Raw genomic sequence first — 14,220 nt, 5'->3', positions numbered from 1 at the left:
CGAGGCTCTACCATGCTCTGTGTCTTCGTTCTAGGTTTTGTACATTATTATACTACCGCCATAGTGACACAAGAGGGTTAAAAATAGTTCAAATCTACTATCAACGGTGGCAAGTTGAACTAGATTTAAGACATTTGAAAACTACTCTAGGTATGGATGTTTTGCGATGTAAAACCCCTTCAATGGTACGCAAAGAAATTCATGTTTATTTACTTGCTTACAATTTACTTCGGAGCTTGATGTGGCAGGCTGGGACTACTTATAATACCCCTCCAAGTCGTTTATCGCTACAAGGTACTCGCCATCATTTAATTAATTTTATTCCCAAATTCGAGGTTGCTGACTCTAAAAAACGGCTTAGACTTTATCGCACTTTGCTAAAAATTATCGTTCACAAAGAAGTTCCTGACCGTCCCGCACGCACTGAACCACGAGTTATTAAACGCCGCCCCAAAGCTTACCCCAGATTGACCAAACCCCGGCAAGAATTACGCAAACAATTACAGAGTGCTTAAATCACAAGCCTTTTAGGTTTTCTTAGTGCTAAAAAAGGTAAAGTCAAGCAACATCATTTTGCACATTCTTCAGCGACCTGTCTGCCTGTAGCTAACCGTGATTTCCCGATTTTACCACTGTATGATAATTTCAATATTTACCTATCGCGTAAAGATTTAGCACAGTTAAAATTGCTGTGGAAAGAATATGGCTCAATCAATTATCCTATCAGCCCTGGTTTAGTCAATCCAAGCCTTCTCAAAGCTGGAATGTTCCAAAAAAACGTGTATTTAACCCCTCCAGCTTATGAATTTACTAACTTAGGGAAAATTCCTGTTGGGGCGTTAGAATTCAGTTTATTCAACGAAGTGCAAGAACCTCTGTTGCTCAAAAAGCTATTGAAACTAGAGCTAGCAGCCAAACACGCCTTATACAAAAATGCAGCAGATAAGTTATATCGATTAACTGACTTAACACTTTATCGCGCTCAACTTCAACGCATTTTATCCTGCTCTTTATATTTTTTAGAGATCCAAACTAACATTGGCACTTTGTACAAGATAGGAGTTACCGCCAGACCTATCCAACAGCGATTGGCAGAGATAAAAGTAGATTTACTGCCCCAGTATAAAACTGTTGCTATTCAAATACTTGGAACTTGGCTACACAGGGGTAATGTAGAACTATATTTTAAACACCGCTATCATAATTACAATTACCACATTGGTAGTTTAACTGAGTACTTCAAATTTGGTGCTACCGATGCTAACGCTGCCCTACATGAGCTACAACAAATGAAAGATAAAGTACTCTCTCCTGGAGAGATAGACATTCTTAAGGACAATATTAGCTTATCTCAAGTTGCTATGGAGAGGCGTTTTTAAATCAGCAACTTGATGTGAAATTCATGGCAGTTATCCGAAAGCCAGTTGAGCCGGATGTACTAATAAAATATGTCCAAGATGCTCTCTTGCAAACGGATCATTTATAACCATCATCTCTGAATGAAGTTATTATTACTAGGAAAATTTTCGGAATTTCGAGCTAAAATTTCTTGAACTTTAGCAGTTACTAGATCAGGGTCAATCGGCTTTTTGATGAACCCATCTATCTTTATATCAAGAGCTTTATCAGCATCATCTTCATCGAAATTTGTCACCAGCAAAATCGGAATAAATTGAAATTTCGTCGATTCTCGGAGGTAACGAACAACTTCAAATCCATCCATTTTTGGCATCACTACATCTAATATTAGCAAGTCAGGTGGGTTAGGGGCTGTTTCAAGGTAAGCTAGCACTGCTGCACCCGAATCAACGATTTCAATCAAACAATCTTCTGCTTGTAAAATCGTTTTTAGAAGAAAAGAATTATCAGCCACATCGTCACAAACTAATATACGCTTAATAACACTCTGCTTTGCCATTTTTTGAGAATAAGTAGCTTTTTATGCTAATTAAACTCGCAAAAGCTAAATCTTAATACTATTTTTGCAGGGATTTAACGCCTTGCTTATTAAAAATACATTAATATTGTATCTTATTTTGTGTTTGCACCTAGATCATATACAGTTACAGTACCACAGATAATACCCAGCTTGTCAAAGGTCAGAGCCAGTGCGATGCCATGCCCGGATTTCTCACCGCATCTCTCAAACCCGCATTTCTCACAAGCTCCTTTGCGTTTGATGATGAGTAATAGGAAATACTCAGTAATAAGTAATAAGTGAAGACTTTACTCACTACTCATTACTCCTCCATTCGAGGTATGGTGAGAAATCCGGGTTAAGTCTGCTGAAGAAAACGACCTGACAAATTTGCAACCATGACTATTAAATCATCTGGATCAAATGGCTTGGACAGATACATTTGAAAGCCTGTCAGTAGCGCCCGTCTCCGGTCTTCTTCTTTCGCATAAGCACTCAAGGCGATCGCTGGGATTTTACCTCCTTTTTCTCCAGGTAAAGCCCTGATTTGACGAATAAAGCTGTAGCCATCCTCCCCTGGCATACCAAGATCCGAAATCAGTATGTGTGGCATTCCCGACTCTAACGCTGACAATGCTTGAGCTACTGATGCTGCTTCACTTACCAAAGCACCATGTTGCTCCAAGATAAAAGCAACAAGCTCACGTCCATCAGCTTCATCATCAACAACTAATACTCGTAAACCGTTGAGTGAAATTTGACTCTCATCGTTTACAGAAATTGATTCCGCACCCTCAGAAATATAAGAGATGCTCATCAGAGGTAAACGCACACCAAAGGTTGCTCCCAGCCCAAGCCCTGGACTATCGGCCTCTACTGTTCCCCCATGCATTTCCACTAAATGCCGGACAATTGCTAGCCCTAAGCCTAGTCCCCCATAGCTTCGGGTTGTACTTGCATCTGCCTGACGGAAACGCTCAAAAATGTAGGGCAAGAAGTCAGCTTTAATACCATTACCCGTATCTTTGACCTGGAGGAGCGCGTCTGTACCCACAGCTTGCAGGCAAACCTCTACCTGTCCTCCAGAAGGCGTAAATTTAATTGCATTACTCAGCAGATTCCACACTACTTGTTGTAAACGACTAGCATCTCCACAAACAGAACTAGCGCACGGATCGAGCATACAGTTAATCGTAATATCTTTAGCTGAAGCTTGTGGTTTTACAGTTTCGATAGCTTCAGTAATCACTGAGATTAGAGAAACTGGACGCTTTTCCAGGCGCAGTTGTCCTCGGATAATACATGAAACGTCGAGCAAATCGTCTACTAATTTCGCTTGAGCATTAGCGTTGCGCTCAATAGTTTCTAGCGCCCGAACAGTTGCAGATGAATTTAATTTACCAAGGCGTAGCATTTTAACCCAGCCAAGCATTCCATTGAGCGGTGTGCGAATCTCATGGGAAAGTACTTGCAGAAATTCATCTTTCATCCGATTGGCTGCCTCCGCCTCAACTCGCGCTGCCTGCTCCCGAATTCGTTCGGCTTGTTGAGCTAAAGCATCTTTACGCAGTCGGGACAACTCTAAATTTGTTCGTACCCGTGCCAGCAGTTCTCGCGCCGAAAAAGGTTTGATCAAGTAATCATCTGCACCCATCTCTAAGCCTTCAACACGAGATTCTTCACCAGCGCGAGCAGATAGCAAGATAATAGGTACTTCCCGAGTGGACGAGTTAGAACGTAATTCGCGCAACAATTGCAACCCGTCCATTCCCGGCATCATAATATCGCTCAGTACTAAATCCGGTATCTGCCTGCGGGCTGCTGCTAAGGCAGCTACTCCATCTGTAACTGCCTCTATTTCGTAATCTCCTTGGAGTAAGTGCTTTAGATAATCGCGCATATCTGCGTTGTCATCAGCTAACAAAATACGAGCAGAACTAGACAGAGGGGTAGAGGGGCTGGGGGGCAGAGGAGAGGAACTGCTGTAAGTTCTCCCCTGCTCCCCTTCTCCCCTGCTCCCTTGCTCCCCCTCCGCTTGGGGTAGCCAACGCCATGCTTCCTCAACAAAAGCAGCCGTTACTGAAGAAGTGTTCGGCAAATCATGCTCAGATACAATGCTTTCAGTGGGCAGATGAGCAGTACCAGTAGGAAGTGAAACAATGAAAGAACTTCCCTGATTTAATTTGCTGATCACACGAACCGAGCCACCATGAAGTCGAATCAGATCCTGCACTAGCGATAATCCAATCCCAGAGCCTTCATAAGTGCGACCCTTTGACCCTTGTACACGGTAAAAACGCTCGAACAAATGGGGCAATTCTGCTGCTGGAATTCCTGTACCTGTATCCTGGACTTCCAGTTCCACATATTCTGTGTACCAACGTAAGGTTACACTGATTTGTCCAATAAACGTGAATTTGAAAGCATTACTGAGCAAATTCAAAACAATCTTTTCCCACATTTCACGGTCTACACACACCGCTTCTGGTAAAGGTGGGCAATCTACTATTAGACGTAAACCGGCCCGTTCGATTGTTGAGCGGAAGACACTGGCCAGTTCAGTTGTAAATACAGCAAGGTCAACAGGTTCATAAACTGCTTCAATCCGATTTGCTTCGATGCGCGAAAAGTCTAATAGTGTGTTGACCAACTTGAGCAAACGCAAACTGTTTCGGTGAACTAGCTGCAATTGCTCACGTTCCTCACTTGTCATCTTTGACCCGTTTTTGCTACTGAGAACATCCTCTAACGGGCCCAGTATTAATGTCAAAGGTGTGCGAAACTCATGGGAGATATTGTTAAAAAACACTGTTTTCGCCCGATCTAGCTCTGCCAATGCTTCAGCGCGTCGGCGTTCTTCTTCGTATGCCTGAGCATTGCGGACTAAAACCGATATCTGACCTGCGAACAATTCGTAGAATGAGCGATATCCCTCATCTAGCTCACGGCTAGGGCTAATCCCGGCTACTAGTACACCCAATGTCGCGGTTTGCCCAAATGAGGCGATCGGCAGTGCGATCGCAGATTTCACTGGTTCACTAAAGGCACCCCCTAAAATTGTGATATATTCATCGATGCCTTCAATTAGAATCGTTTCTCCATTTGCCGCCTTCACCAATGACCAAACATCTGTGCCATTGGTTTCTAGCTCAATTGTTCTCGGACTGACGACTTCCCCTGCTTGAATCCCCACACATCCTTGTAAGATCAACCTTTTAGTATCGGAGTCACGTAGATATAGCAGTGCAAACGGCACATCCATTGGAGAGGATGCGATAACGGAAAGCGCATCAAGGCAGGTTGCTTCAACGCTTTGGCTTGCGCCTGCTTTAGATGATAAATCGCGTAGCAGCCGCAATCGCCGATCCCCCAATACTTGCTGTGTCACTTCACTACATACCGCAAGCATCCCAACAATCTGCCCAGAATCGTCTTCTGCCGGAGCATGGGAAACACTAAAGTAGGATTCTTCCCGGTAGCCGGAACGTTCCAACAACAGGAGCAGTGCTGGTGTCAGATTTGCCACTCCCGTTGACATCACCGTTTCGATCATTGGCCCCAGCGTGTCCCATGCCTCGGCGAGTGTAATCCGAATATCAATCCCAAGCGCTGCGGGATGTTTCTCGCCAATCAATTGCGAATAGGCATCGTTGTAAATTTGGATGAAATCTGTGCCCCAAGTTAGAATCATCGGATAGCTCGAAGCAAGCAGCGTCTTGACCACTGACTTGAGACTCTGTGACCATGCCTCGAGCTTGCCTAACGACGTTTGCGACCAGTCCAAACGATTGATCCGGGTTGCCATTTCCCCACCTCGAAAATGGTCAGCAATGGAGTCAGAAATTCTTGCTTTCATCTGATTGTTTAGGTGTTTCTCTCCTCGACTAGGGACAGCCGCCTATGTTCTCCCCTACTCAAAACTTTGAAAATTAGAACAAGTCTATTTCTAAAGAATATTACTTAATATTAACGCGATGTTCTATATTCTTCCGGTAGACATCGGGTTAAAATTCTCCGTAATCGTGAGATATGCATATCTACCACACGGCTATCTGTATGAACCTCTGGTACAAAACGCCACAATTGCTGTAACACCATCAGTCATATTTTGGGAACCAATCGTTCCCATTCGCCCTTCAAGCGCTGCGTCATGCCTTTTGTTACATTATTAATTTTTACCCAATCAACCCCAAATGCCGATGGAATGCTTCAACAGCATTCGCCACACCATCTTCATCTCTAATCTTCTGGCCTAACTCCTGGGCTTTACACCGCATCACCTCATCGCCCAGTACGATTTCAATCGCTGCTGCTAAAGTTTTATCTGACACTTTCTTGTACGGTATCGGCGCAGGGCTAACACCAATTCGCAATTCGCAATTCGCAATTCGCAAGTTAAACTACGCACTTATCTAATTGAATAATTGGCTAGTTTTTTGGGTTTCAAGCCCTGACTAATTTTAACTGCGAATTGCGAATTGGTAATTGCGAATTGGTTTGGTGTCCCTGCACGTAACACTGCTGCCGTTGTACTAGCTCCTCCGTGATGGACTACTGCTGGCACTTGAGGAAACAGCCAATCATGCGGAACTTCCTTGATCACAAACACTCGTAGCGAATCTTTTATATTCACCGTTCTTCCAACGTCGCCCCAGCCTGACAATATAATCCCGCCTTGATGTGTTTTCTTTAAGGCTTCTACGATGTAATGTGTGAGATATTCTGGATTGGGCATCGTCATGCTGCCGAACCCAAAACACAAAGGTAATTGCTTTCGCCCAAGAAAATCCTCTAGTTCGATAGGTGGCTCGTATTCGGAGGCTTGGTCAATAAACCAGAAACCAGTCACATACGCCCAATGCGGCCAGTCACGGGGTCTTGGGATGACGTGCGAACTAAACCCGTACAACACAGGGATTCGTGATACATTTGCTGGAGTCTTCCGTCTGAAGCGTCTGCCCAAATATGGCAAGGGTGGCAATTTCAATGTTTCTGTTCTGAAGTGATTGAGCAGTGGACGATATCTTTGCCAGTGCAAAAACTCTACTAGTAAGTAGCTGCTATAGTTGATTAATTTCTTTAGCGGGTTTTTAGTTATTTGAGCAAATCTCAAAAACCCAAACATCCCTGTGGGAGTCAACGGTAGAACTGATGCAAAAAAGCAGGGTACGCCTAATTTCTCTGCGATGTGATATCCAAAGGTAGCTAAAGGCGTGTAGATAATTACCTCACTTCCAACACACGCACTCCAAGCTGATTCCAACTGTTGAAGTAAAAGCTTATCTCCTTCTTCTTTTTTCAACTTTTCTCCCGCAATCAATCGCTGCCCTTGTTTCGATTGCAGAAACTCTTCCATATTGCCAGCGATCGGTGCAAACTTTAAATCAAACTTCCTCACAAAAGATGCAAAGTTTTCGTGTGTTGCTACGGTTACTTCATGCCCCGCACGCTTCAAGCCAATAGCCAAAGCACAGTATGGTTGCAAGTCTCCTCTTGAACCTACTGTTAGGATCGTAATCTTCAGTTTCCGGCTTGGTGCAGTCAAACTTTGCCTCAATTGGTTTCAGGAATATTATTAATTAACGCAATATATTCTCCATAGTCAACATTATACTTTGCCAGCATATTCTCTAAATCATCATAAAACTGTAGTTCGATTCCAGAAGCATGATAAATCCACTTAGCATTATTAAAATATCCTTTTATTGAAAAATCCTGTGCAGGATAGGTACAATACCAAGCCCCCTTTTTAGGTTGCCAGATATAGCCTTCAGCATTGAGTAAATCTTTAATTGCGTAAGTGCCGTTTCGGCCTTTTCCAGCCTGATTACCCACTTTAACAGTAATTTGCTGTATGCTTCCAAAGAAAGATGGATAATCTAACCAATCAAGTAAGCTAATCCTTTTCCTACTTTTTAATTCTTCAAGAAAAGGAGAAAAATTTTTGGTTTCTGTGACAATAAATAAATGCTCTACTGCACGAGTTAAGGCAACATAAAAAAGGCGACGCTCCTGATCAACTACTTGCTCAATGCTATCACCGAAAACACGGCTAAACATTAAATCAGGGTGTATTAATGGGTAACAACGAGGGACAGCATCAAGTATTATAACTACATCATTCTGAAGACCTTTATACTTGTGAGCGGTTGATATGCTTACAGCCTTTCTTGATTCTTCAGGAAGATAGGAGCGTACCAAGTTTAAGAAGTTGTCGAGTACGCTATCTTTTAATCTACCTTTACCATAATTTACATACCAAGGTAAACTATTCTTGCGGCTGAGTAAAACTACATTTTTTCTATCCTTGATAGCCTTGTCTACTAAGCGCAATATAGCAGGCGTTATACTGTCTCCTGGATGCTCTTCTTGCTCCTTGGGAGTTGGATCAAATTCTCCCATATCAGCAATTTCAACCGTTCCAAATATGGTTTTATGGGCGCGTGCAGGAGTACCCAATCCATGCATCAATGTATTACCGATATCAACAATTGAAGTAGCTGAACGGTAATTAGTGGCTATATTTAATTTTTGCGAAGGCTGGAAAAACTGCGCGAAATTCTGGTAAAAGCGAAGATCAGAACCAGCAAAGCCATTAATTGCTTGCCAGTCATCACCAACACAGAAAAATTGTGCTTGAGGATTTTGTTGTCGAATTGCTTCTATTAAATGGTGAAAAAGTTCTGAGAAATCTTGATATTCATCAATCAGTATGTATCGAAGACACCTTAGATCGCCAGTGCCAGATTTGCGACTAAATACAGTTTGTCCCGATGCGATAACTGCGGCAGCTTTTTGCATCAGTCCATCAAAATCTTCCTCACCTGTTGCCTGAAGCTGTTGCAAATAGGACTGATAAAACTTTTGTGCAAGCTCCAAAAAACCCTGCTCAACATCACTAGCACACTTATGATTATCAACGAGAGAGGCTAATTTTTCTGAAGTGAGAGACAGTTTGCGACAACGCTGGATAAATCCTTCTACTACTTTGGTAAAACGGTCTATAACTCTAAGTTTAATTTTCTTCCAAATCTCGTCTTCGGTCAAGCGATGGCACTTCATCCCATAATTTTCAAGACATCGTTTAAGTAAAGCACAAAAATCTTCTACTCCTTCAAATCTGAGGGTAGTCGGGGATAACTCCACAAAATGCCAGTTAGGATGATTTCGCCAATATTCTCGCTTTTGTTCTGACATTATATCGTAATCTGGATCGCCTTTTAGTCCAAAATATTCAATCACTATCCCCTGATTTTCTCCAGTAACAATCGTGAAATCAGGACGATAATTAATGTCATTCCACCAAAAATTACGCTCGTATTTGTATGGAATATTGTGTTCCAAGAAAAAATTTGCAATTACTTTCTCACCAAAAGACTTGTAGTAGTTTCCGTCAAGCCCCTCTCTTGGTAATGAGCGACGGTAACGTAACATTTCTTCAGTACTTTTATCATAACCACCCCAAGCAATGCGCTCCCAGTCTTCACGAAAGTGCGCCATCATCAAAACGCGAATTTTTTCATAAACATCTGGCTTGCAGTGATACTCATAAATTACAGTCTGTAAAGCTTTGGCTTGGTTCTGTTGTCCATCTGGTTCATTGAAAAGAATGCTTTTTTCTGGATGAACTAAAGCATAAGCTAATGCATGAAAAGTCATTACATGAGGAACAGAGTTTTGTAATTGTAGAGTAAGGCGCTCTCGTATTTCTTCCGCAGCCTTGCGATTGAAAGCTAAAAGTAATATTTCATTGGGTGCAATACCACAATGTTTTTGTAAAAATAAAGCTCGATTTACCAAAGTTGAAGTTTTGCCACTTCCAGCCCGTGCCACTACTTGTATATGACCTTTCACAGTACCAATTGCTGCTGCTTGCTCAAGGTCAGGTGAGGTATTTAAGTTAGTTTTTACCCATGATTGTACGTAACTTAACTTTTCAGCTTGGTACTCTTGAAATGATATGCGTTTAGTACATTTAGTTTGATATAAGTTATCAGCATTGAGAAAATCTTGCTCAAACTGGTCTTTTAGACTCTTGTATAAAGTTTGCATTTCTACCCTTCTTCTCACTATTTCCCTTCTTTTTGCTTCCTGTTTGTCTAATTCCCGTTTTCTCTCTTCTTGTATTTCTGTTTTGTATCTTTCTATCTTTCGATTTTTTGCTTGTATTAATTTAATTATTTCTTCATAATATAAAGGCGGATATATCTTATTGAATTCGCTAAGAAATTCTTCTATCCTGAAGAATTTGCATCTGACACAATCTCTAGCTCCAGCAGAGTCTATTACAGTGATTGATAAATCCACACGTATTTGTGATCCTTTGCCTCTGTCGCACAATAAAACAATTCTTCCTCGTATTCCCTCAAAATTTATAACTTCTCTTCCAACCAAAAAATTCCAAAGGCTATCGTTATCCCCAATTACTTCTACAAAACTTTGAACATTATCAATCTGTGAATCTTTATCCATTCTCTACGTGACTGTTACTCAACTGCTTACAGCAACTTAAACCCCTACTTTTAGTTTTCCCACAGATAGATCAGAATTAACACAGACTATGTAGCAGCTTCATTATTAATGCTCTAGTTGAGCAATTCGTTGAAAAAAGTAACCACTTCCTCAAGTGTGAGTATATATTCTGGATCTTCCTGGTCATCTTCTAACTTCGAGCGCAAACGTGAGATATGCACATTCACCACACGAGTCTCTGCATGTTGTTCTAGGTTATAACCCCGCACAAACTGGCAAAGAATTACGTCTATAATTGAATTAATAGATCAAAAATAAATCTGTTCAAATTACGCTATACCAGTTTTTAAATTGATTGAATTTTTTTGATAAAAATAGTTGATAGGATTATAAGTTGATGGAAAATCCTGATGAATATGATCAGAATGGTTTTATTTTCCCTCGTAGTCGATACTACGGTCAGGTGAAACCTGAATATCTAGCATTTAATGCTAATTTACAAGAATTTGCTCAAAAAACTGGTTACATCACTAATTTAGAAAACAATGGCAAGATGAACCCAGAAGATGCTTACAAACAGATTAAACTACTTTGGAAACAGTTAAAACAAAGCAAAAAAGGATTGGGAATTGTTAAGGAGCCACCAGGAGCAGATTGAAGTTACTTTCACAAACAGCAATATTGGTGTCAGTCGCTAGAAGAAGATTCTTGTATTGTGTGTGAAATTCAAAGTTTGCAATGACTGGCATCAAAATTGTTTCTTTCTGACTTAATGACAAGTCGGTTGAGTGTTGTTTCTATAATTTTCAGCATTTTAACTTCTAATTTCTTCTTCAATCATGTTCTGAATCAATAATTCGTGGGAAAAAATAACCATTACCTCTCGCTGTGATAATAAATTCTGGATCGTTGGGGTCGGATTCTATCTTTGTCCGCAATCGTGAAATATGCACATCTACCACACGGGTGTCTGTATTCATCTCTGGTACAAAGCCCCACAATTGCTGTAATATTTCAACCCTTGAAAAAACTCTTCCAGAATGATTCACTAACAACTCCAATAAGCTAAATTCTATACCTGTCAACCGAATGCGTTGCTCATTTTTGTGGACTTGCCGCTTATTTGCATCGATTTTCAGGTCGCCGACATGAATTATCCCAGAGTTAGGAATAGTATTGATACTGGTTTTGTGGGAGCGCCGCTTTAGTACACAGGCAATTCGAGCTTCTAGTTCTTTTGGTGAGAAAGGTTTTGTCATGTAGTCATCAGCACCGAGTTCTAGCCCAGTGATTCGGTCTGCTACATCTCCTAAAGCTGTGAGCATGATAATTGGTACATCTGACTCTTTTCGTAATTCTTGACAGACACCATAGCCATCTAGCTTTGCCATCATTACATCTAGAACTATCAAATCAGGGGTCAACAGGCGAAAAGCTGACAAAGCTTCTTCACCATCACTAGCTGTCACTACACTGTAGCCAATCATTTCTAGACGCGTCTGTAAAATCCTGCGGATGCTGGCTTCGTCATCTACTACTAAGATTGTGCCTTTCTCACCTGATAAGTTTCTCAACGCTGTTCCTCCACAGCGAGAACTCTTAACCATCCATTATCTGCTTATTAGGAGTCAAAAACGCAAAATAATCTTGACCTACAGTCATGATGAAGAAGCGATCGCTTAATACTTACATCTGTGCAACAGATTATGCTGGAACATCAACCCGAAAACAGATTTGTACATAATTAATAAATTCTTACAATTTGGGACTCGTATTTCCCATACTTTTGCAGTAGAGTGTTAATTCCGTGCAAATTATTTATACCCATTTTCTCGCAACTTTACTCAGACAAATTTTAAACCAATGCCTTCGAGGGAACAGCCAATGAATACTTCTAATGAGATACATACTAAGAAAATCATCAAAAAATCAGACAAGCTCACGCTGAGACAGATGAAATTAATCGAGGAGGCTGAAGACCAACTTCTTCAAGCTAATACTGACAATTCTACTGCCCCTGTGGTTGAGGTTGAGGAGAAACCAGTAGCGATTTCAGAGCCTAGAGTTCCTGACTATATTCCATTGCTTGACAATCCTCCAGTACAATCTGTGGGAAATTCCGGCTGGCAAGTGTCTGATGTCTGGCGAGATATTCGGGTAGATGATTTTTGTAGTTGATGGTAGCGAAAAGCAAGCGCCCAGTGTACCAGATCGCTGACAAAATCAAGTTCAAGTTTCATGTTCACTCTGATTAAGATATAGGTATTTGACCTCAAGGGTGTCGATAGTCATGGTGCAAGACCAGATTTTGCTGAATGATTGGCATGTAATAGCCCGCTCGCAAGACCTCCAACCTGGAACAGTTCTGCACAAGCGTTTATTAGGCTTAGATTTAGTACTTTGGCATAATGGCGACAAAGTACTAGCTTGGCAAGACCTTTGCCCTCATCGTGGCGCTCGTCTTTCTTTGGGATATGTCAATAAACAGACCCTTGTATGTTCGTACCACGGTTTAGCCTTTAACAGCGAAGGTCAATGTATACTCGCTCCAGCTAATCCAGACCAATCGCCTCCCGCACGAGCTTGTGTTAAAACTTACCAACTTCTTGAGCGTTACGATTTGCTCTGGGTTTGTTTAGGAACACCAAAACAAGATATAGCTCCATTTTCTGAGTGGGACGATCCGGTTTATCGCAAAATTTTCTGTGGCCCTTACCACTATCACTCTAGCCCCCTGCGGACGCTGGAAAATTTTATCGATCCGGCACACTTCCCAATTATGCATTCAGGATTATTCGCCCACGCTAGTCGTCCTGAGTTGACGCATTATGAATTAGAGTCTCTTGGAGATCAGATTAGTTTCAAATGTGGTTTGTGGGAACTAGATTTTAGTTCGGCTAATCCGAAAGAAGCGCCAATGATTTTCAACACTTACCATTACCGTATCTTCCGTCCGCTAGTGGCATACTTTAAACTTGGGCCTGGAGAGCATCGTCTAAATGTCTTCTATACAATTACGCCAATCGATGAAGATGAGTGCGTGGCCCAATATTGGTTAATGGTAAACAGCGCCCGTGAAATTCCAGTTGAAGTCTATCTAAATATTCAAAATCTTGTTGCTAGTCAAGATATTGCTATTGTCAATTCCCAGCAACCCCGACGCTTACCTTTAAATTTGCAAGCAGAAGTACATTTACCGAGCGATCGCTATTCTATTGCATACCGTCAGTGGCTCAAACAACAGGGTATTACTTTCGGCACCATTTAGAACTTTGTTATGCTTTGCTCCCCTGACATTGTTTATATTGTGAGTTTGTGTGGGTTCGCAGATAAAGTGAAATTACTTGTCAGACAAGGCTTTGAGCTAGCCAGCTAATTCGTGCATAAAGTGAAATTTTGTATCTAATCCCAGAAATTAACGTTATCCTGTACAGTGCTGATAATAGTTTATACCTAATTATTTAATATCCTATAAGAAAGTTGCTTGACTGTCTATAGTTAGGAGTGAGCGATGGCGTAACCGCCCGCCGGATACCGTTGGCGAATTCCCCAAACGGCTAAACTGAACCGATTAGTTCAATAATGAAACGATTGAGAGCCTTCTGAGCAGTTTTATACCCAGTAGCTTGCTTACCTAACTTCAGTTGGGACAAAATGCGATCACGTAAAATTTCAAGTTCCTCTATCGCTAACCCAACAAACTGTTGTGCTGACTTATCAGATGTCCCATGAAACTCACTCTGCGATGTAATACTGGACTTTGGACTAAAAGGCTAGAGAAAAGCAGTCAGCAGTAACACTGACTGCCGTAAAGTCAATGAAAGTAATCG

At 41.4% G+C, this 14,220-nt stretch carries 12 protein-coding genes and 1 pseudogene; 5 read left to right on the top strand and 8 right to left on the bottom strand.

Annotated features, from left to right (window positions below; all coding sequences use genetic code 11):
• A partial coding sequence (locus G1O98_RS30920) for a transposase (RefSeq protein WP_243458597.1) occupies window positions 1-515 on the top strand: 515 nt, incomplete at its 5' end.
• 171 nt (window positions 516-686) lie between these two features.
• The gene (locus G1O98_RS30915) at window positions 687-1,379 is read left to right on the top strand and encodes a GIY-YIG nuclease family protein (RefSeq protein WP_243458596.1); all 693 of its coding nucleotides are present in this window, start codon (window positions 687-689) and stop codon (window positions 1,377-1,379) included.
• Between the two features lie 110 nt (window positions 1,380-1,489).
• Here G1O98_RS30915 and G1O98_RS30910 read toward each other — a convergent pair whose 3' ends face one another.
• The 7 genes and pseudogenes from G1O98_RS30910 to G1O98_RS30885 form a co-directional block, all read right to left on the bottom strand.
• The gene (locus tag G1O98_RS30910) at window positions 1,490-1,918 is read right to left on the bottom strand and encodes a response regulator (protein ID WP_163936357.1); all 429 of its coding nucleotides are present in this window, start codon (window positions 1,916-1,918) and stop codon (window positions 1,490-1,492) included.
• 358 nt (window positions 1,919-2,276) lie between these two features.
• Window positions 2,277-5,774 carry an ATP-binding protein gene (locus G1O98_RS30905; RefSeq protein ID WP_163936354.1) on the bottom strand — a complete coding sequence of 1,166 codons (3,498 nt, stop codon included), beginning with the start codon at window positions 5,772-5,774 and terminating at the stop codon, window positions 2,277-2,279.
• 110 nt (window positions 5,775-5,884) lie between these two features.
• Window positions 5,885-6,016 (bottom strand): hypothetical protein, encoded by a 132-nt coding sequence (locus G1O98_RS40925; RefSeq protein WP_275941811.1) that lies wholly within the window; start codon window positions 6,014-6,016, stop codon window positions 5,885-5,887.
• Window positions 6,017-6,093: 77 nt separating this feature from the next.
• Complete coding sequence (locus G1O98_RS30900) at window positions 6,094-6,249, bottom strand: hypothetical protein (protein ID WP_243458595.1); 156 nt, start codon at window positions 6,247-6,249, stop codon at window positions 6,094-6,096.
• A 77-nt stretch (window positions 6,250-6,326) separates the two neighbouring features.
• Window positions 6,327-7,463 (bottom strand): glycosyltransferase, encoded by a 1,137-nt coding sequence (locus G1O98_RS30895; RefSeq protein ID WP_163936351.1) that lies wholly within the window; start codon window positions 7,461-7,463, stop codon window positions 6,327-6,329.
• Window positions 7,464-7,471: 8 nt separating this feature from the next.
• Window positions 7,472-10,390, bottom strand: a complete 2,919-nt coding sequence (locus tag G1O98_RS30890) for a UvrD-helicase domain-containing protein (RefSeq protein WP_163936348.1) — start codon at window positions 10,388-10,390, stop codon at window positions 7,472-7,474.
• A 105-nt stretch (window positions 10,391-10,495) separates the two neighbouring features.
• Window positions 10,496-10,671 (bottom strand): annotated as a pseudogene (locus G1O98_RS30885) (winged helix-turn-helix domain-containing protein); the annotation flags it as partial.
• A gap of 116 nt (window positions 10,672-10,787) precedes the next feature.
• Here G1O98_RS30885 and G1O98_RS30880 point away from each other — a divergent pair.
• Window positions 10,788-11,048: a hypothetical protein gene (locus G1O98_RS30880; RefSeq protein WP_163936345.1), complete on the top strand. Its 261-nt coding sequence runs from the start codon at window positions 10,788-10,790 to the stop codon at window positions 11,046-11,048.
• Between the two features lie 175 nt (window positions 11,049-11,223).
• Here G1O98_RS30880 and G1O98_RS30875 read toward each other — a convergent pair whose 3' ends face one another.
• Window positions 11,224-11,997 carry a response regulator transcription factor RpaB gene (locus G1O98_RS30875; protein ID WP_163936340.1) on the bottom strand — a complete coding sequence of 258 codons (774 nt, stop codon included), beginning with the start codon at window positions 11,995-11,997 and terminating at the stop codon, window positions 11,224-11,226.
• Window positions 11,998-12,274: 277 nt separating this feature from the next.
• Between G1O98_RS30875 and G1O98_RS30870 the strand changes: the two genes are divergently transcribed.
• Both G1O98_RS30870 and G1O98_RS40325 read left to right on the top strand, forming a co-directional pair.
• Window positions 12,275-12,568 carry a hypothetical protein gene (locus G1O98_RS30870; RefSeq protein WP_163936337.1) on the top strand — a complete coding sequence of 98 codons (294 nt, stop codon included), beginning with the start codon at window positions 12,275-12,277 and terminating at the stop codon, window positions 12,566-12,568.
• Window positions 12,569-12,680: 112 nt separating this feature from the next.
• Window positions 12,681-13,658, top strand: a complete 978-nt coding sequence (locus tag G1O98_RS40325; RefSeq protein ID WP_163936334.1) for an aromatic ring-hydroxylating dioxygenase subunit alpha — start codon at window positions 12,681-12,683, stop codon at window positions 13,656-13,658.
• Window positions 13,659-14,220: the final 562 nt, after the last annotated feature.

It is taken from the genome of Nostoc sp. UIC 10630, from assembly GCF_010747425.1.
In the GTDB taxonomy this organism is placed as follows: domain Bacteria; phylum Cyanobacteriota; class Cyanobacteriia; order Cyanobacteriales; family Nostocaceae; genus Nostoc.
This window is presented reverse-complemented; position numbering and strand designations above follow the sequence as displayed.